The 19093-nt window shown below is 67.5% G+C and carries 17 protein-coding genes and 3 pseudogenes; 11 read left to right on the forward strand and 9 right to left on the reverse strand.

Annotated elements, in window-relative coordinates; genetic code table 11:
- Positions 1-302: pseudogene (locus DM816_RS28825) on the reverse strand (chromosomal replication initiator protein DnaA); the annotation flags it as partial.
- A gap of 572 nt (positions 303-874) precedes the next feature.
- Between DM816_RS28825 and rpmH the strand changes: the two are divergent.
- The 10 genes and pseudogenes from rpmH to DM816_RS28875 all read left to right on the forward strand — a co-directional run bounded on the left by rpmH (position 875) and on the right by DM816_RS28875 (position 10277).
- Positions 875-1012, forward strand: a complete 138-nt coding sequence (rpmH, locus tag DM816_RS28830) for a 50S ribosomal protein L34 (RefSeq protein ID WP_117213535.1) — start codon at positions 875-877, stop codon at positions 1010-1012.
- Between the two features lie 17 nt (positions 1013-1029).
- Positions 1030-1197, forward strand: a pseudogene (locus tag DM816_RS45960) (ribonuclease P protein component); the annotation flags it as partial.
- Positions 1198-1365: 168 nt separating this feature from the next.
- Positions 1366-1701, forward strand: a complete 336-nt coding sequence (rnpA, locus tag DM816_RS28840; RefSeq protein ID WP_117213547.1) for a ribonuclease P protein component — start codon at positions 1366-1368, stop codon at positions 1699-1701.
- 71 nt (positions 1702-1772) lie between these two features.
- Entirely contained in the window at positions 1773-2006 is a 234-nt protein-coding gene (gene yidD, locus DM816_RS28845; RefSeq protein ID WP_425455282.1) for a membrane protein insertion efficiency factor YidD, read from the forward strand.
- Positions 2006-2899 (forward strand): membrane protein insertase YidC, encoded by an 894-nt coding sequence (gene yidC / locus DM816_RS28850; protein ID WP_246002366.1) that lies wholly within the window; start codon positions 2006-2008, stop codon positions 2897-2899. The genes yidD and yidC overlap by 1 nt, the downstream gene beginning before the upstream one ends.
- 88 nt (positions 2900-2987) lie before the next feature.
- Positions 2988-3500: a Jag family protein gene (locus DM816_RS28855; protein ID WP_246002374.1), complete on the forward strand. Its 513-nt coding sequence runs from the start codon at positions 2988-2990 to the stop codon at positions 3498-3500.
- Positions 3500-4186 (forward strand): 16S rRNA (guanine(527)-N(7))-methyltransferase RsmG, encoded by a 687-nt coding sequence (gene rsmG / locus DM816_RS28860; protein ID WP_117213538.1) that lies wholly within the window; start codon positions 3500-3502, stop codon positions 4184-4186. The genes DM816_RS28855 and rsmG overlap by 1 nt, the downstream gene beginning before the upstream one ends.
- Positions 4187-5301: 1115 nt before the next feature.
- A complete protein-coding gene (locus tag DM816_RS28865; protein WP_425455283.1) occupies positions 5302-6471 on the forward strand; it encodes a ParA family protein in 1170 nt (389 codons plus the stop codon).
- Positions 6468-7475, forward strand: a complete 1008-nt coding sequence (locus DM816_RS28870; RefSeq protein WP_117213539.1) for a ParB/RepB/Spo0J family partition protein — start codon at positions 6468-6470, stop codon at positions 7473-7475. The genes DM816_RS28865 and DM816_RS28870 overlap by 4 nt, the downstream gene beginning before the upstream one ends.
- Positions 7476-9719: 2244 nt before the next feature.
- On the forward strand, positions 9720-10277 hold the full coding sequence (locus DM816_RS28875; protein ID WP_246002368.1) for a hypothetical protein: 558 nt from the start codon (positions 9720-9722) through the stop codon (positions 10275-10277).
- Between the two features lie 900 nt (positions 10278-11177).
- Here the strand turns inward: DM816_RS28875 and DM816_RS28880 are convergent.
- Positions 11178-12119: a D-alanine--D-alanine ligase family protein gene (locus DM816_RS28880; RefSeq protein ID WP_117213541.1), complete on the reverse strand. Its 942-nt coding sequence runs from the start codon at positions 12117-12119 to the stop codon at positions 11178-11180.
- A 9-nt stretch (positions 12120-12128) separates the two neighbouring features.
- Positions 12129-13313: an aminotransferase-like domain-containing protein gene (locus DM816_RS28885; RefSeq protein ID WP_117213550.1), complete on the reverse strand. Its 1185-nt coding sequence runs from the start codon at positions 13311-13313 to the stop codon at positions 12129-12131.
- A 231-nt stretch (positions 13314-13544) separates the two neighbouring features.
- Between DM816_RS28885 and DM816_RS28890 the strand changes: the two genes are divergently transcribed.
- Positions 13545-14216 (forward strand): GNAT family N-acetyltransferase, encoded by a 672-nt coding sequence (locus DM816_RS28890; RefSeq protein WP_117213551.1) that lies wholly within the window; start codon positions 13545-13547, stop codon positions 14214-14216.
- Here DM816_RS28890 and DM816_RS28895 read toward each other — a convergent pair.
- From DM816_RS28895 to DM816_RS28920, 6 genes and pseudogenes are all read right to left on the reverse strand, one after another.
- A complete protein-coding gene (locus DM816_RS28895; protein ID WP_117213542.1) occupies positions 14205-15359 on the reverse strand; it encodes an N-acetylmuramoyl-L-alanine amidase in 1155 nt (384 codons plus the stop codon). The two genes, DM816_RS28890 and DM816_RS28895, sit on opposite strands and share 12 nt — an antisense overlap.
- 93 nt (positions 15360-15452) lie before the next feature.
- Entirely contained in the window at positions 15453-15773 is a 321-nt protein-coding gene (gene trxA, locus DM816_RS28900; protein WP_117213543.1) for a thioredoxin, read from the reverse strand.
- 25 nt (positions 15774-15798) lie between these two features.
- Entirely contained in the window at positions 15799-16725 is a 927-nt protein-coding gene (gene trxB, locus DM816_RS28905) for a thioredoxin-disulfide reductase (protein WP_117213544.1), read from the reverse strand.
- Positions 16726-16811: 86 nt separating this feature from the next.
- On the reverse strand, positions 16812-17624 hold the full coding sequence (locus tag DM816_RS28910) for a hypothetical protein (protein WP_117213545.1): 813 nt from the start codon (positions 17622-17624) through the stop codon (positions 16812-16814).
- Positions 17621-18226, reverse strand: coding sequence for an RNA polymerase sigma factor SigM (gene sigM, locus DM816_RS28915; protein ID WP_117213546.1), 606 nt, complete (start codon positions 18224-18226; stop codon positions 17621-17623). Before sigM ends, DM816_RS28910 begins: the two co-directional genes overlap by 4 nt.
- Positions 18223-19093 (reverse strand): annotated as a pseudogene (locus DM816_RS28920) (serine/threonine protein kinase); the annotation flags it as partial. The pseudogene DM816_RS28920 and the gene sigM, both read right to left, overlap by 4 nt.

A 19093-nucleotide genomic window follows, 5' to 3' on the forward strand; every position in this document is an offset into this window, starting at 1 on the left:
AGGGCGGGGGGCGGGGAGGCGGGACTGGGCGGGGGCGGAGCGGGCGCGTCCTCGGCCGGGCGGACCGTCGCGACCACCTGCAGGGACCGGCCGAGCACGCGGGACAGGGCCTCGGTGATGCCCGGCCGCAGCCGCTGCTCGATGATCTCGCGCACCTGCGGGTTGGGCACACTGAGCAGGGCGATGTCGTCGACTATGGCGCGCAGCCGGGTCAGCTTCAGGTAGGCGCGCTGCTGCGGCGAGACGATCTCGTCGTGCAGCTCGTCGGTGGCGGCCCGCCACACCTCTTCCAGGTCGGTCATGCCACGACCACCCCGGCCACGTGAGTCTGCAGGGCCCGGCCGCTTCCCGTAATCAGCGCACGAAGGTCGATCGCAATGAGCCCGATTGCCCGCTCAATACGTGCCCTCATGGTGGTCATCAGCCCCTCAGTGCGTCTGGCTCCGAGCTATCACGATGTGCTTACTGTCCGTGGCCAGTGGAGATCCCAAACCCGGGTTGTCCCCCGACTCCACAAAGTTCTCCACAGGTTATCCACAGGCCGCGATCGCCGCCCGGGCTGGCCGCGTCTGTCCACAGACGGCGCATGCCCACCTTCGTTGTGCCAACGAGCCACAGCTGTGCGCGGTTTTGCGGCAGCCGTGACCTTTAATGGAGTCCCCCACAGATCCGGTCCACGGCACGTTAACAGGGTTATCCACAGGCGTCCACAGTTGTCCACAGGGTGACGCTGAGTGAAGATTGGAGTGCGTTCCGGCCCTCGGGCTCCCCTGGAGCACATTAGCGCTTTGGTCCGCGACCAGGCGACCGTGTAGGCTGGACCGGTTGTGCCAAGTCCCCGCGAAGTTTCGGGGCCAACTCCAGGAGACCAGACGTGAGCAAGCGCACGTACCAGCCGAACAACCGTCGTCGCGCGAAGACCCACGGCTTCCGGCTGCGCATGCGCACCCGCGCGGGCCGCGCGGTGCTGTCGCAGCGCCGCGCCAAGGGCCGCGCCCGCCTGGCGGTCTGAATCCTCAGGACGATCTAATGCTGCCCGCGGCGCACCGGCTACGGCGAAGCGGAGACTTCGCCACCACCGTGCGCCGTGGGCGGCGTGTTGCGCGCGGCTGCGTGGTGGTCCACCTGCTGCGTCCCGCCGCTGATTCGCAGCCCTCCGCGCCAGGTGCGCACGAGCCGGCGCCGGGTGGTCTGCCGGCCGTTTCTGTGGCGGCCGACGAGCGCGCGGCGGCAGGCCCCGAGCACGCGGCCGGTCAGGCAGGCGGTGCTTCCGATGCGCACGGCGAAGGTGTGAGGGATCATCAGCCGCGTGTTGCCTCCGATGCGGCGCCGCGGGATGTGGCCGTGGACCAGGCTTCGCCGCCGATGCCCGGATCCCGGGCGACTGTGACGCTTGACACCCCAGCCGGTCTGCCCGCTCGGGCCGACGTGGTGGGCGAGGCGACTCCTGGTGTGCACGCGGTGGCCGATCCCGCGCGGGCCGGGTTCGTCGTGTCCAAGGCGGTCGGTGGGGCGGTCGTGCGCAATCGGGTGAAGCGGCGTCTGCGCCACCTGATGACCGAGCACATCGATCGGCTCCCGTCCGGGGCAACGATCGTCGTGCGTGCCCAACCCGGCGCGGCGCTCAGCCGGTACCAGGAAATGGCCCTAGATCTTGAAAACGCGCTTGATGCGGCGCTTCGCTTGGGGCGGCGGCAATGACAGATGTGAATGATGCACGCGATCCCGCCGGTGAGCCCGCGGCCACGTCATCAATGACACTGGCCGGTCGCGTGCTGGCGCTCCCCATCATCGCGTACCGTCGTTGGGTAAGCCCGGGCCTTCCGGCCCGTTGCCGGTTCTACCCGTCCTGCAGTGCCTATGCGCTGGAGGCGATCGCGCGTCACGGCGCACTTCGGGGGTTCTGGCTAGCGGTCAGGCGGATCGGGCGGTGTCACCCCTTCCACCCCGGCGGGTACGACCCTGTGCCCGGCACCCGCACCGACGCGACTGGAGCAACGCCCTAATGGGAATCGGATTGATGGAGCCGATCTACTGGGGTCTCTCGTGGATCATGCTCATGTGGCACAAGCTGTGGGATGCGATCGGCCTCTCCGGTGAGTGGCTGGGCACCAACTGGGACTGGATCCTGGCGCTGGTGTTCCTGGTGATCACGGTCCGGATCATCATCTTCCCCCTGTTTGTGAAGCAGATCCGCTCACAGCGCGCCATGCAGGCCCTTCAACCGCAGCTCAAGGCGCTGCAGGAGAAACACAAGGGCGACCGCGAGACGCTGCAAAAAGAGATGATGAATCTCTACCGGGAAAACAAGGCCAACCCGCTGATGGGCTGCCTGCCGCTGATCCTGCAGATGCCGGTCTTCCTGGGCGTGTTCCACATCATCCGGCGCCTCGACGGCACGAAGGTGATCTCCGGCAACAAGTACGGCGGGTGGACGCTCGAAAATTACTTCGACGCCTCGGCCGCCAAGCTTTTCGGCGTGAAGATCTCCGCGGCATTCAGCATGGGCGGATCCGCGGCCGTCCTCTGTGGAATCCTGGGCGTGGTCATGATCGTCACGACCTACCTGACGAGCCGGCAGATGATCCTCAAGACCGGGTGGTCCGAGGAGCCGACCCAGCGGATGATGCAAAAGCTCATGCTCTACGGCATCCCCGCCACGCTGATCGTGTCGGCCGTCGCGTTCCCGCTCGGCCTCATCATCTACTGGACGACGTCCAACCTCTTCTCGCTCGGTCAGCAGATGTGGGTGCTGAGGAAGTACCCGCCGCCCAAGATCGGCGGCGCGCCGGAGCCCAAGGCGCCGGTCGACCCCGAGGTCGCCAAGGCACTTGCGCCCAAAGTCGGGGCCAAGCCCACCAACCCCAAGCGCAAGACCGTGAAGAAGAACGTCGGCTGACGACCTGAACTTTTGTCAATCGCAAGACCCATCGGAGTGCAACGTGACGGAACAGACGGACCTCGTCTCCACAGAGGCGGCAGCGGAGCTGGTGGAAGAGGAGCAGGAGGAGCAGGAAGCGCCCAAGCGTAAAGAGCTGTCCGACGCCGATCTGTTTAGGCAGAGCGAGGTGGCGGCAGACTACATCGAGGGCCTGCTCGACATCCTGGACGCCGATGGTGACATCGATGAGCTTGTATCTGGCGGGCGCCCCATCGTGGAGGTGGTCGGCACCAAGCTGCAGTCGCTGATCGGCCCGCGCGGCGCGACCCTTGAGGCGCTGCAGGAGCTGACCCGGCTGGCCGTGTTCAAGCAGACCGGCGAGCCGAGCCGGCTCCTGCTCGACGTCGGCGGCTACCGCGACCAGCGGCGCAAGGAGCTCGGCGCGCTGGCGAAGAACGCGGTCGAAAAGGTGCGCCAGCACGGCGAGTCGGTGCGCCTGGAGCCCATGTCGGCGTTCGAGCGCAAGTGCGTGCACGACGTGGTGAACGCGAGCGAGGGCGTCGAGAGCGAGTCCGAGGGCGTCGAGCCCAACCGGCGGATTGTGGTCCGTCCCGTTTGATGAACTCCTCAGCATCCTCCGCGGCAGCGGTACCCTCTGTGGCCGGGACGGTCTTCGGTGATCGTCTCGGCCTTGCTGTTGCGTACGCGGAACTGCTCGAAACGGAGGGCGTGCTGCGCGGGCTGATCGGGCCGCGCGAGGCTCCTCGGCTGTGGGATCGGCACCTGCTGAATTGCGGGGTGGTCGCGGAGCTGGTGGAGCAGGGCGCTGCGGTGATCGATGTCGGGTCGGGGGCTGGGCTGCCCGGGCTGGTGCTCGCGATCGCGCGGGCCGACGTCGAGGTCACGTTGGTGGAGCCGCTGGCGCGGCGCACGTCGTTTCTTGACGAGGCGGTGGCGATGCTCGGCTTGGGCGATCGGGTGACCGTGGTGCGGGGGCGGGCCGAGGAACAGGTCGGGCGGCTGCGCGCACCGGTCGTCACTGCGCGGGCGGTCGCGCCACTGGACCGGTTGGCCGGATGGTGCCTGCCGTTGACGGCGGTCGGCGGGCGGATGCTCGCGCTGAAGGGCGCCTCGGCGGCGGAGGAGATCGCGTCGCATCAGGCGGCCGTCACCCGGCTCGGGGGCGGGCGTGCCTCCGTACGACAGTGCGGTGTCGGACTCATCGAGCCGCCGACGAAGATCGTGGAGGTTGTGCGCGAGCGGGACGTCCGGTCGCGGGCGGGGCGTGCGCGGGGCAGGGCTTAGCGCACACGTCGCACGCCCGCGCGATCGCGCGGCGCTGACAGTTTGGTTGCGCGGCGCTGGCGGGTTCGTGCGCGCGCCGGGCTCCCGGTTTGATTGCGCGGTGTCGGCGGCTTCGTGCGCGCAGCGCTGGCGGCTTTGGTCGCGCAGCGCTGATGACGGTTTAGCGCGTGACGTTGGTGACGCGCGGCGTGGGTGCGTACGCGGCGTGACGTTTGGCCGCTTGCTCACACGCGTGGCGCTCGTGGCGTGTGCATGGCGATGACGGTTATAGCGCGCGGCGTAGATGACGCCGGGCTTTGACGGCTTCTGCGCGCGCGACTTTATCGGAGCGGTGTTGGCAATGGGAGCGCACGGGCGTTGGGGACGAGCACGCGTGATATTGGCGGTTGAAGCGCATGATGCTAACGGCTTGCGCGGTCGCGCCTCGCCCCGCGCCCGCCTCTCGCCCCGCGGTCCGCACCTCGCAACCCCCGCCCTCCCCTCCGACACCTGATGCTCGCTTCCACGTTCAGCACCGCGCCTCTCGGCCCAAATCGGCCGCGGCCCCAGACCGCCCGGCTGCACCCGCCTCGACCATTCCTCGCCGTACCGCCCTCGGTCCTCTCCGGCGGCGGCACTCCGCCCCAACCAGAACCCAGAACCACATTCGCCAGTCCGGCGCGACTCCGTTTCCCCTGCGCCCGCGCGGCTTCGGGCGATCGAGCACATCCCGTGATCCACTTTTAGTCATGCTGGGATGGCCGGAGACTTCCTGTCAGGCGATGTTGGGCGGGAGACTGACTCTCCTGCCCGGATTGATGGTGTTCATCCCTCTGGAAGTGCCTAAACAAAGCGATCGCGTTGGCGTGGCGCGCCCCGCAGCCGTAGGCTGGCCGAGCGCCGATATCGTAGATACACCTTGCTCCACCACCATGAAAGAACCGGCGGAGCGACCGATCGGCGCAACCATCCGAACCGATGCGGGCAGGGATGAGACGGTGCACGAACAAGGCATGACTCCACAAAGGAGCGTCTACGGTGGAGCGTCGCGGGCCTATGCGGGCTCGCGCCCCCTGGGCGCTGCTCCACGTTCCCCCTATGTTGACGTTGCCTCTCCGTATGGAGCCGGCCCGGATCTGACCTCGTTCTCAGATCCCGTTGTTTCACGTGAAACATCGGCGAATGGCGGAGTTGGCGACTGGCGGCCCGACGCGACCGGGTTTCAAGGCGCGCCGGGTGGGGTACCCGCGGTCGAGTTCACCTCCCCCGTGCCACCCCAGAACGTCACCGGCTATCAGCCGGAAAGCTCAGCGAGACTCCCCTCTCCACGACCTCACGCTACTGCTGCCGCCGATCCCACGGCTGCGGCTGCAGTTGGACAAGCAGATACGACGTACGGTGCTTCACCTAACGAGGCCACCGTGGAGAGCGACTCGGAGGACCCACCGTTGGCCATGGAAGCTATGCGAGCCGTGCAGATCCTCAACCCCAGCGGGGAAGTGACGATGCCACGGCCGAGCCGCCCCCGAGTCATGTGCGTTGCCAATCAGAAGGGCGGCGTGGGCAAGACCACCACCACGGTGAACCTCGCGGTCGCCCTCGCGCTGCACGGCAACCGCGTGATGGTGATTGACCTCGACCCCCAGGGCAACGCGTCCACGGGCCTGAACGTGCCGCACCACGCCGGCGTGCCCGACGTCTACGACTGTCTGATCGACAACGTCCCACTCGAGGACGTGGCTCAGGGGGTCGAAGGCATCCCCAACCTATGGTGCGTTCCCGCCACCATAGATCTGGCCGGAGCCGAGATCGAGCTCGTCTCCGTGGTCGCACGCGAGTCGCGGCTCGGCCGGGCCATCTCCGCCTACCCCGGCCAGTACGACTACATCTTCATCGACTGCCCGCCGTCGCTCGGTCTGCTGACGGTCAACGCACTCGTTGCGGCGCAGGAGGTTCTGATCCCCATCCAGTGCGAGTACTACGCGCTTGAAGGGCTCAACCAGCTCCTGAATAACATCAACCTCGTGAAAGCACATCTCAATCCGGAGCTCGACGTGTCGACGATCCTGCTGACCATGTACGACCGGCGCACCCGCCTGGCCGACGCGGTCGAGCAGGACGTGCGCAACCACTTCGGAGACAAGGTACTCACCTCCGTCATCCCGAGGAATGTGCGAGTGTCCGAGGCGCCGAGCTACGGCCAGTCGGTCATGACATACGACCCGGGGTCGCGCGGGGCGACCAGCTACTTCGAGGCGGCTCAGGAGATCGCGGAACGCGGGGCAAAGATTGGGGTTGCGGCATGAGCGGCGCTGCCCAACGCGTCAAAGGTGGGCTGGGCCGGGGACTCGGTGCGCTGATCCCCACCGCCCCGTCAGGCCAGCCGGTCTCCGCTCCCCCGAGCCCTGTGGCGACCCCAGCCCCACCACCCGTCGACCACACACCGGTAGCGCACGTCGTCGCCCAGGCCACCGCCGAGCGTCCTAATGAGCTTTTTCCGGTACCGGGTGCGCGCTTCGCCGAGATTCCGGTGGGCTCCATCGTGCCCAACCCGAAGCAGCCGCGGCAGGTGTTCGACGACGAGCAGCTCGATGAGCTGAAGATCTCCATTCAGGAGGTCGGCTTCCTGCAGCCTATCGTGGTGCGCGAGCTCGGGCAGGACAAGTACGAGCTCGTGATGGGCGAGCGCCGTTGGCGCGCCGCACAAGCGATCGAGCGCGAGCACATCCCGGCCATCATCCGCGATACGCGCGATGATGCGATGCTGCGGGATGCCCTGCTCGAGAACATCCATCGGGCACAGCTCAACCCGCTCGAAGAGGCGGCTGCATACCAGCAGCTGCTCGAAGAGTTTGGTGCCACGCACGACGAGCTGGCCCGCAAGATTGGGCGCAGCCGCCCGCAGATCTCGAACACCATCCGCCTGCTGAACCTCCCACCACAGGTTCAACGGCGCGTGGCAGCCGGTGTCCTGTCGGCAGGACACGCGCGTGCCCTTCTCGGTCTCGAAGACGCGGCCTCACAGGAGGACCTGGCCGCAAAGATCGTCGCCGAGGGACTGTCCGTCCGTGCCACCGAGGAGCTCGTGACTCTGGCCCTCAGCGACGGCGCGGCCAAGCCGGCCGCCCCCAAGCGCCGGGCCAAGCCCCACGCGCCGGCCCTGGCCGAGCTCGCCGACAAGCTGTCGGATCGCTTCGACACCCGCGTGAAGGTCGACATCGGCCGCAGCAAAGGCAAAATCACCATCGAGTTCGCCACGGTCGACGACCTCGAGCGCATCGTGGGCATCATCGGCGTGGAGAAACACTAGCCATACCTTCAGAACTGTGGCCCTTGGTTTCACGTGAAACCAAGGGCCACAGTCTTTGTCGAGTACCCCCCGGCACACGAAGCATGCAGGACCACGGATCCAGCCGCGACGCCAATCTCCATACCTCCCCGCGCCTTCATAGAACCGCCGTAGTCATCCCCCCGTTTCACGTGAAACACCTCCGATAAACCACACAGCCCAAGCCCGCGACCTCACACGCAAGGACGACTGGAAGCCCCACGGGCGCACTAAGAAGGCCGTAGCGCACTTCCCGCGAATCGCGATCCCCCGTCAAGCGGAGCCGAACACCTTGGAGCAACCAGCCTTACCACCGACGCTCTTCTCTCGGGTGAAGTCAGCCAAGCCACGTGCCCTTGGGGCAAACGGATTACACGCGATCCAACACTCCCGCCCATCACTGTCAGGCCGCAGTGACCCCCAACTTCGAACCACGATGCACATACGCCACCAACACGAACAGGACCATCGCATCGTGCTTGTTGCACTAAGCCCTCCGCGATCGCTGCGCCAACCCCGGGCACATCCGGCCCGACTTGATGTCACGGCCGAACGGAGTTATCGCGATCCTGCAGATGGCGGCCAAGCCGATATATGGTGGCCAGGCACCCTCAGCGTCGCCGGTGCATCAGCGGGATCGCGATATCCGCCTGGGTTGCGACGCCGGCTCGGCAGTGCAGTCGCATCGTTCCTGTGCCATCGGCTCCCTCGCCCCCCAGTGATAACACGGGCTCGGTCGTGTCGCCGGGATCGGCCCGCGACATCGGCCGTTGTGGCGGCGGAGCTGATGTCACGGCCTGATCCCGACGACACGACCGAGCCCCTATGCCACGGATCGAGTGGGCGTGACGGCGGAGCCCGACACGGCGTCGGAGCTCGATACTGAGGCGGAGCGCGGTGTCACCGCCCGAGTGCAACGACACAGCAGAACCGATGCGACCGCAGAGCCGAGCTGGCCGACATCCCCCATCCACCCCCACCCAGCCGCCGAATGCCAAACAGCATCGCGACTATCCCGCTGTCACTGTGCTCGACCCGATCGGCGGGGATCCGATCCGTGGCCAGCTACTCGCGCACCGGCACGGCCGCATCGCGCTCCTCGGGCGACAAACCCGTGCCGACATCCGTCAGCGGGGAATCCACATGGGAACCGGGAAGAAGATTCCCACAAAGGACATGGAACGTCTCGGCGTCACAAGGACTGGCGAAGGTTTCGTGGCGCAGACGATTACGAGCCACCAGGCAGGCGCCATCGTCGGCCGGCACTGTGGAAGGCGCTCGACGGACTGCCTTGTGGCCACACCGCATCGCATCGCAGCATTCGGAGAGCCGACTCAAAGTTACAGCACTGCTTGTGGCTACGAAGGCATTTCCTTGCCACGGCAACACACGGAACTCGCCAGACGATCGATCGCGGGATCCCGCGAGCCTCACCGAGCGGATCCGTGCCGAGCCTGCGAACGTGCCCTTCGGTGCCCGCGTCGTAGACGTTCGCTTGGTGTGGTGTGTCTGCGCTGGGGCCAAAGCCAAGGACTGCGTGACATTGGCGTTCCACATCTACACGAGCCGCGAGCGGATTCTTGGCCGGTGTGGGTCCACAGCCACCAGTCACCGGAGTGCTCCCAATTCAACGCTGAGGACCGTGCATCGTCTGAGCTATTGGAAGGGGATGCCGCGACTGCCGACGCGACTTCGAGTTGAACGAATGTCGATGCTGGGTGCTGTTGCCGCGCTACACCGGCCTGCCGCTGAAGCCCGTGTGGGCATGCCCCGGGCCACCGGGGGTCGGCGTCTGGCGGTGATGCCAGCGGTGATGCCTAGAGAGCAAGCAGTCGCGATTGTTCCACGGCTCGGCGGGGTGGTTGTTTCACGTGAAACTGAGGCTCCGTCGTCCACAAGCCAACTGTGCACCCCATCCACAGCGTGCTGGAGCCCCACCAGGAAACCCACAGAGTTATCCACAGGCCTCTTCAAGGTCGTGTTTCACGTGAAACAGCAGCACGAGTGCAAAAGTCCTTCAGTACCAACGACAAATCACATGGCTGTGCTACCACGGACGGTGTGGACGTCGACACCAGGACCATCCATCCACAAAGTTATCCACAGGCCGATCCACTTGTGCCATCGTCAGCCCGATTCCGTTAGATTCTCCTGGTGGCTGACTCCCCTACGCCCCTGCCCGCGTTCACGACGTGGCCCTCGTTCCCGTTTGAAGGCACCTTCTCCGTGAAGGCGCTCGAAGAACCCGTTGATCCCGAGCCCACCCGCAAGGGCGAAGACATCGCCGATTGCGCCGCATGCCAAGCTCCCGATGACGCCTATATCTGGGTGAACGAACGGTGGCGAGTGCGCGCCACTGAGAAGCCGCCCGGCCTTCCGATGGTCTTACTGCTCGAGCCCCGTACCCATCTCGACCTCGGCGACCTTCCCAATCTCCTCGCTGCCGAGCTCGGCGTGATGACAGTTCGGGTCGAGAGGGCGATTCGCTCCCTCGACAACGTAGCTCGCGTCCATGTCAACCGCTGGGGTGACGGCACGGCTCACATGCACATGTGGTTCATGGCCCGCCCGCGAGGCGCGTTGCAGATGCGCGGCACGTTCCTGCCCATGTGGGATGACATCCTTCCCCCGATTTCCGAAGCCCAGTGGAAGGAGAGTCTGGCCATGGTCGCAGCTTGGCTTGCCGAGTTCGGCGGCACGGCGCTGGCCCAGCCACCGCGGATCGATTGGCAAGCGCCGGCCAAGTTGTCCGAGCCGGCACCCGCGGAGCTCGCGGTCGAATAGCACACCTGGGGCGGCGACACACGCCGCACCACATAGGAACGCACGTAGAAAAACAAGCACGAGAGCCCGCGCCAAGCCTTTTGGCGCGGGCTCTCGTGCTCTCTGCTTGCCAGTGGCCCCGCTTGGGCAACGACTGTCGCGATCGCGTTGAGGCGTGTTCGCGAGCCACGCCCGTCGAACCGGCTCCTACTTGACCGCGAGCAGCTCGCCTCGTCATCCGCCCGCGCCGCGCGTGGCTGGCGGCCGCCCCGCCGACAATCCGGCGACCCGGTCGACGTTTCCCGAAAGGCTCTGCGACAGCGCTACGGAACCTCTGCGGTTGTGTCATGCCGTCAAGGCATGGAACCCGTAGGCGCCCCAGTCGCTGGGTCGAGTCGCGTCGGGTCGCCTAGGAGTCGGTCGAAATGAGCGGCCCGAGTGGCCCAGTCGGCGGCGCATGCAGCATGGTGTGGGTGCAGCGCGGAAGCGCAAGGCGACCGAGCGTACTTGCACGCCAAACTGGGTGCCGTGCCTTGGTTTCACGTGAAACATTGGTCCGGGGAACCGTGTGGTGGACCGTCCTAGCGCAGCGCTCACGCGTGCCATCGCGCATCGGTATCGCACAGGCGGCGTTCCTCGAACCGCAACCCGCCAGCCCGGGATTGAGATGGACCAAACGCATGTCGCCTACGAATCGACCTGCGGCGTCGACGGGCCGGCCAAGGGTGACCAAGGGCCAAGTGCGGCCAGGGCAAGGCGAAGGGCCAAGCGCGGCCAGGGCAAGGCGAAGGGCCAAGCGCGGCCAGGGCAAGACGAAAGGGCAAGGCCAAGGCCGGTGTGTGATTGTCGTCTTGCCGAATCGCGCATCACACCGCCCCACCCCGAGGGCCGGACAGCCTTCGCGCTGGGTCGCACGCAGCATCAAGCGCCGCGCGCAACCGCCCGCCGCGCAATCTCGGCCAGCGACTCGCCCAAATCCATCCCCGCCGCGTGCACGGCCATCGGCAGCAGTGAGGTCTCGGTCATGCCCGGCGACACGTTCACCTCAAGCACGGTGACCGACCCGTCCCGCCCCACGATCAGATCCACCCGCGAGAGGTCGCGCAGCCCGAGCGCCGCGTGCGCCGCCAGCGCCGTGTCCACAACCACCTTCGTCACCTCCGCGGACAACCGCGCCGGTGCGTGCCATGTCGTGAGGCCGGCCGTATACCGCGCGGCGTAGTCGTACATCCCATTGCTCGGCACGATCTCCACCGGCGGCAGCGCGGTCGGCCCCTCCCCCAGATCCAGGATCGACACTGCGACGTCGATGCCCTCCGCATACCGCTCGATCAGTGCCGTCTGGTCGTACGCAAAGCAGCTCACCATCGCCGCCGGAAGCTCGGACGCGTCCCGAACCACCGACGCGCCCAGTCCCGACCCGCCCTGCGCCGGCTTGACCATCAGCGGCAGCCCCAGCCGGTCGACGATCCGGTCGAGCACCGCGACCGCACCCAGCTCCGAGAACCGGTCGTGCGGCAGCGCCACCCAGTCCGGCGTGGCGATCTCGTGCTCCCGCAGCACCGCCTTTGCCGAAGGCTTGTCCCAAGCGACCCGCGCCGCCCGTGCGTCAGGCCCGATATAAGGCACCTGGCACAGCTCCAGAACGCCGCGCAGCGACCCGTCCTCACCCGTGGACCCGTGCAGCGCGATGAACACCGCATCGGGCGGATCCGCCATCAGTGCCGGAAGTAACGCCACATCGGCGTCGCGCATCTCCGCCTCGACCCCCGCTGTCCGCAACGCGTCGATAACGCGCCGCCCGGACCGCAGCGAGACGTCCCGCTCGTACGACAGTCCGCCCGCCAACACCAAAACTCGCACGAAAGAAACCTATGCTCCTTGAAAAACCGCACGCATGGCGGCTTCCTGCTCGATGACCCCGGCCAGGCGACGCACGCCCTCACGGATCCGCTCCGGCGCCGGGTACGAGAAGTTGAGCCGCATGTGCCGCTGCCCCGTCCCGTCGGCGTAGAACCCGGTCCCGGGCACATAGGCCACCCGCGCGGCGATCGCCCGCGGCACCATCGCCTTCGCGTCGAGGCCGTCCGGCAGCGTCGCCCACACGAACAGCCCGCCGTCCGGCCGGGTCCAGCTGACCCCCTCGGGCATCAAATCGGCCAACGAAGCCATCATGGCGTCGCGCCGCTCTCCATAGATTTGCTGGTACGCCTTGAGCTGCTCGCGCCACGGCATGGTCCGCAAATAGGTCGTGATAACCGACTGCGCGAAGTTGCTCGGGCACAGGATGTTGGCCTCGCTGGTCATCACGAGCTTGTCCCGCACCGCGTGCGGTGCCAGGATCCAGCCCACGCGAAGTCCGGGGGCAAACGTCTTCGAAAAGGTACTCAGATAGAAGACCCCATCGCGACGGCGTGCCCGCAGCGGCCGCGGCGCCTCCCCATGGAATCCCAACCGCCCATACGGGTCGTCTTCGATGATCAGCAGCCCGGCGCGCTCGCAGATGTCGAGCACGGCCTCGCGCCGCTCCTCGGTCAGGGTGACTCCCGCCGGGTTTTGGTAGGTCGGGATCGTGTAGAGGAATTTCACCCTGCGCCCGGCGGCCACACACGCGGCCAGCGCCTCCTCCAGCGCCTCAGGGATCAGCCCGTCGTCGTCCATCGGCACGTGCACGACCTCCGCCTGGGCCGCCTGGAACACGCCCAGCGCGCCGACATAGGTCGGCCCCTCGGCGAGCACCACGTCGCCCGGGTCCAGGAACAGCCGCCCGACCAGATCCAGCGCCTGCTGCCCGCCGATGGTGACGACCACGTCGTCCGGCGACCCCTCGATCCCGACGTCGGACATGAGCTCGCAAATGCGCTCGCGCAACTCGAGCATCCCCTGCCCCACCCCATACTGCAGGGCCACGTCACCCGACTGGGCGATCAGCTGACCGATCATGCTGCCGACCGTGTCGAGCGGCAGCGCCGCCACGTAGGGCATGCCACCGGCCAACGACACGACCTCGGGCCGGTTGGCGACGGCGAAGAGCGCTCGGATCTCGGATGCGGTCATCCCACTCACGCGGTGGGCGTATCGGTCGGTGTAGTCGTCGAGTGTGGTCCGCACGAGATCCCCTCCAGAGCCCCGATAGGCGTCGCCAGGTCACGATCCTATCTTCCGTGCCTAATTCAGGAGTAGAGTCAACGACGGCTTGGGGGTTCTTCCGCGTAGCGGCGCGGAGTGAGGCAGACTGCCATTGCCGCAGTGGGTGCCGCCACACCGCCCGCGCGAGAGGGGGTCGACTTGTCGCGTCGCGTGGTCAACCTGACGCTTGACACCTTGGAGGATCTGCCTCGCGGGTGCCGCACATGCGTCTTCTGGGAGCTTGATCCGGTCGCGGCCGAGCGCGCGTGCGCCGCCGGCGACACCGGTCTGGAGAAGGAAGCCTGGGTCTCGCAAACCCTCCTTGAGTGGGGCTCGTGTGGCAAAATTGCCTATGTTGACGGGATGCCGGCCGGGTTCGTGCTCTACGCCCCGCCGATGTATGTCCCGCGCGGCAACGCCTTCCCCACGTCGCCGGTCTCGCCCGATGCCGTCCAGCTCATGACCGCCCACATCGTCGGGGCCTTTTCCGGCGGCGGGCTCGGGCGCATGCTCGTGCAAGCCGTGGCCCGCGATCTGACCAAGCGCGGCATCCGTGCCATCGAGGCGTTCGGCGACGCGAAGTTCGGCGAAAGCCACGACGACGACAACAAACACCTGGGCACGATGTGCCTGGCGCCGGCCGACTTCTTCCTCGCCGTGGGCTTCAAGACGGTGCGCCCGCACCCGCGCTTCCCTCGCCTGCGCATGGATCTGCGCACCGCGCTGTCCTGGAAGTCCGATGTGGAGTATGCGCTGGAGAAGCTGCTCGGCTCGATGACGCCGGAGAGCATCCTCCGCCCGGCCAGACCCGCGACCCGCTCACTGAGCTAGTGCCATCCGGAGCTGGCTGACGTCAATCGTTCCGGTCTTCACGTCGACCTCCGCCGGGAAGTACATCCGCTGCACCGCCGCGATGATCGCCTCGACGACCCGCTCCCGGAACATGGGGTCGATCAGCCGCTTGAGGTCGATCGGGGACGTCAGATAGCCGATGTCGACCCGCACCGCCGGCATTCTCGTGTACCGCAACAGATCCCAGGTTTTCGCATGGGTGGAGCAGTTGCGCATCCCGGTCCGCGCCACGATTTCCCGCAGCACCAGCCCCGCCAGCTGCTCGCCCATCGTCGACGTGACGCCGTTGTCGGTACCGTAGTGATATGCGGCCACTCCATCGGCCGCCGGGTTGCGATGACCGTCCACATGCAACGAGATCAGCAGGTCGGCCTGCAGCGAGTTGGCGAACCCCGCACGGTCCATATCGGACGGTGCCTCGGTGGCCAACGGCCCGCGCGTCAAGTGCACCCTCATCCCGGCCGCGGCAAGCCGCCCCTCCAGCCGGCTCGCGATGTCGTAGGCGATGTCGGCCTCGGTCCACCGCAGCACCCCGTCCGGCACGACGACCCCCGGGTCGGACCCGCCGTGCCCGGGGTCGATCACGATCAGCCGCCCGACCAGGCTGGGTCCCTGCTGCCGGAAGCGCACCTGCTCGCGCAGGCGCAGCGGCGACCCGCCGACCACCTTGCGCCCCAGCCGCCGCAGCGCGTTGAGCGTGGCCGGCCCGCAGTTGCCGTCCGGGTAGAGCCCGACCTCACGCTGGAACGCGCTCACCGCCCGCGCCGTCCGCGGGCCGTAGACCCCGTCCGTGCGCCCCACGTCGTAACCCATCTCCAGCAGCCGCTCCTGCAGTTGCCGCACGTCGTCGCCGTTGAGCGGGTTGTTGACGCTGTAGTCGAGCGTGCGCGCGCCAAGCGTCCACCGCGCCGCGTCGAGCGCCCGCCAGGTCTCGTCGCCCACCGCGCCGTCGACCGACAGGCCCCGCTGCTGTTGAAAGATGCGCAGTGCTCGTTCGACCGGCTCGTCAAACAGGTCGCCCGGCCCGTCATGGCCGGCCGAGGGAAGCATCCCGAGCGCCACCAGGATCGACCTGATCTCGGTGACAGCCGGGCCACGTTCGCCGCGTCGAATCGAACGCACCGCAGACCTCCGCGTTGGGGAAAGGGCACAAATGCCACCGGAGCGTACCCCGTCGGGGCCCGCTCCGGTGGACACACAGGCAACTAGTCCAAACTAGAGCGCCGCCTCGATCAGCCGGATGATCTCCGCCTTGGGCTTGGCTCCGGCCACAGAATGCACGGGCTTGCCGCCCTTGAAAATCGTCAGCGTGGGCACCGACATCACCCGATAGGCCCGCGCGGTCTCCGGGTTGGCGTCGATGTCGAGCTTGACGACCGTCACCCGGTCGGCCATCTCGTTGGCGATCTCCTCCAGGACCGGGGCGACCTTGCGGCACGGACCGCACCACTCCGCCCAGAAGTCGACCAGGACCAGCTTGTCGGACTGCAGCACGTCGCTGGGGAACGACGCGTCGGTCACGTGCTTGGCTGCCATATCTGTAACTCCTCAAACAAAACTTCTAGTGGTGAGCGAGGTATCGCTCGGCGTCGAGTGCGGCCACGCAGCCGGTGCCGGCGGCGGTGATGGCCTGGCGGTAGGTGTGGTCGACGAGGTCGCCGGCCGCGAACACGCCGGGCAGGTTGGTCCGCGAGCTGGGCGCCTCGACCAGCACATATCCGTTGAGGTCCAGGTCGACCTGGCCGTGGAACAGCTCGCTGCGCGGGTCGTGTCCAATCGCGACGAACACGCCGGTCACGGGCATCAGCCGGGTCTCGCCGGTCTTCAGGTCGCGCACCTGGACGCCGGAGACCTTCCCGTCGGTACCGACGATCTCCTCGACGACCGTGTTCCACGCGACGTCGATCTTCGGGTTGGACAGCGCTCGCTCGGCCATGATCTTGCTGGCCCGGAACTCGTCGCGCCGGTGGATGATCGTCACCTGCTCGGCGAACTTGGTGAGGAACGTGGCCTCCTCCATCGCCGAGTCACCGCCGCCGACAACCACGATGCGCTGCCCACGGAAGAAGAAGCCGTCACACGTGGCACATGACGACACGCCGTGGCCGAGCAGCTCCTGCTCGCCGGGCACGCCCAGCGGCCGCCACGCCGAACCGGTGGACAGGATCACTGCGCGGGCACGGTATTCGGTCTCGTTCACCCACACGCGCTTGATCCCGCCCGTGAGGTCGACCCGAGAGGCGTTGTCGGTGACGAACTCCGCGCCGAACCGCTCCGCCTGCTTGCGCATCTGATCCATGAGCTCGGGACCCATGACCCCGTCGGGGAATCCGGGGAAGTTTTCCACCTCGGTAGTCGTCATCAGCGCGCCACCCGATTCGACGCCCTCGATGACCAGGGGTTTGAGGCTGGCCCGGGCAGCATAGACGGCCGCGGTGTAACCCGCGGGCCCGGAGCCGATGATGATGAGATCACGAACGTCGTCCACGGCAGCATCCTTAGCGCTTTGTGTTCGCTGGCTGAAACGCCATCGTACGGAGCGTGGATTCCCGTGTGCGCGAGCCGTGCCTCAGCTCACGGAAGTGGCGCGCGGTACAGCTCGTCGGGTCCGGTCAGGCCGCAGCTCATGCCCGCGACAAACCGCCACTCCCGATCCGTGGTGGTGATGGATATCACCAGCGCCGGCTTGTGATCGAAGTACGCATACTCCACCAGGGTCGCCCGGCCGGGCAGGGCAAGCGAGATCACGTGCAGGCAGTCCAACAGCGCGGGCGGCTGCTCCAGGCGCTGCCACGGCGAGGTGGCCGGCATGCTCTCGGACCTGTACGACAGCTCCCCCGCCTTTTCGGTCGAGGAGTTGCGCAGACCCAGGCTGCCCCGGGTGTATTGCGCGCCGGTGCGCACCATGGGAATCCCCGCCGCTGACGCCGGCATCGGCTGATCGGCCTGCGGCGCCGACTCGGCCGTGCCCCTGTTGTCCTGCGCCGAGCCGCCCGACATGGTGCTGGCGACCTCCGGCAACCGGCCAACGCCGAAGAAGGCCAGCACCGCGGCCGCGACGGCGATCGGCGCCGCCCACCGCTTCCACTTGCGCTTGCGGCCCGCTTTGCGCGCGACCGGGCGTGCGGCCAGCGGGTCGCGCTTTGGCGGGGCGAGCAACTCATCGAACTGCGCCGCTATGTCGGCGGGCATCGGCTCCGGCGCGTCGCGCAGCGCCGCCAGGTCGAGCGCGACCAGATCCAGCGCGGCCGACATCTCCTCGGCCGCCGCGCGCCACTGCGGCGAGGTCGCCACCAGACGTTCTACATGATCTTTTTGGGGGGTACCGTCCAGAGCCCCGCCGAGATAGTCGGCTAGCAGTTCCTGGTCCACGTCGGCAGAGCTCATCGTTCACCCCCTTTGGCTGTGTCGGTTGGGACGTAGCCGGGCCCATCGGGGTTGCGTAGATGTCCCAAAAGTGTCGCGAGTCTCGCCCGTCCCCGCGAACACCTGCTCTTGATGGTCCCCTCCGCGACCCCCAGCATCTCCGCCACCTCCGCGACCGAGTGCCCCTCCAGGTCCACGAGGACCAACGATGCCCGCTGCTCGACCGGCAGCTGGGCCAGCGCCTCGCGCACCACCATCGCCGTGTCGTGGTCGACGACCGGCGCGGCCGGCTCACCGTGCGCCCGCGGGTCGTCCTGGCCCGGCATCGGCACGGTCCGGTGGGCCTGACGGCGGCGCAGCCGGTCGACGCACGCGTTGACCACGATTCGGTGAAGCCACGTCGTGACCGCAGACTCGCCCCGGAAGCGGGCCGCGTTGCGGTGCGCCGAGAGCATGGCCTCCTGGAGGGCGTCGGCCGCGTCCTCGCGATCGCCGGTCGTGCGCAGGGCCACGGCCCAGAGCCGGTCGCGGTGGCGGCGGAACAGCTCAGCGAACGCGTGTGGGTCGCCCGCTGCGTGTGCCAGCAGCAGTTCGGAATCGCTGCGCGGGTCCGCCGATGTCACTGTGCTTCGACCGTTATCTCTATCTCCTCCACGCCGATCCGGTACTTACCCTGTCCGTCAGCCGGCAGCTCGGTGATCCAGACCAGCAGGTACTGCGTTTTCAGGTCGGCGGGGAAGACCATGGTGGTGCCCGAGTTGAGCAGGGGCACGCCCACGTCGGTGTAGGTCTGATTGATGGCCTTGTCGCCCTCGGTGCTGTCCGGGTGATCGCTGCTGCCGCTGCGCAGCACCGCCGACGCGCCGGACGCGTTGAGTTGCACCTTGACGCTGCGCACGAGGCGCGGCTCGGGCAGCTTGATCAGGATGCCCATGCCGGGCTTGGAGTCGCCGAATTTGGCCCGCGTGTAGCCGTCGGTCTTCCAGACCGTGTCGGGGTCGCCGTCCACCACGTGGCCCGCGTTTTTGACCTCCGTCCGGTTGCCGGCCGGGTCGACGATGCGCACCTGCGAGGCGTCGAGCTTGAGTGGCTGCGGATTGGGCGTGGTCGAACCGGCCGTGATCGGCGGGTTCTCGGCGGTGCGCCGGGTGTTGTCGGCGTTGGCGTTGAGCGCCTTGATGCCCAGCACCATGCCGGCGATAACCAGGGCGAGCGCCGTCCCGCCGATCGCCACAAGCTTGGGCGTTGAGGAGCGCGGCGGGGGCTCCTCAACATACGATGAGGCAAAGCGCAGCGGCGAGCCTCCGTCGTCGAAGAGCAGCTGGTCGCTGGTGTCCAGGCGGGACAGCTCCGCGGCGAGCACGGTCGCCGAGGGCGGCGTGAGCTCGTCGTTGAGCAGGTCCATCACGAGGTCGTCCAGATAGGACGGCACGCCGGCGCGCACCTTGCGCGGGGCGACCAGCGCGCCCGAGTCGTCGCGGCGGGCGTCG

Source organism: Allorhizocola rhizosphaerae, assembly GCF_003426775.1.
GTDB classification, from domain to species: domain Bacteria; phylum Actinomycetota; class Actinomycetes; order Mycobacteriales; family Micromonosporaceae; genus Allorhizocola; species Allorhizocola rhizosphaerae.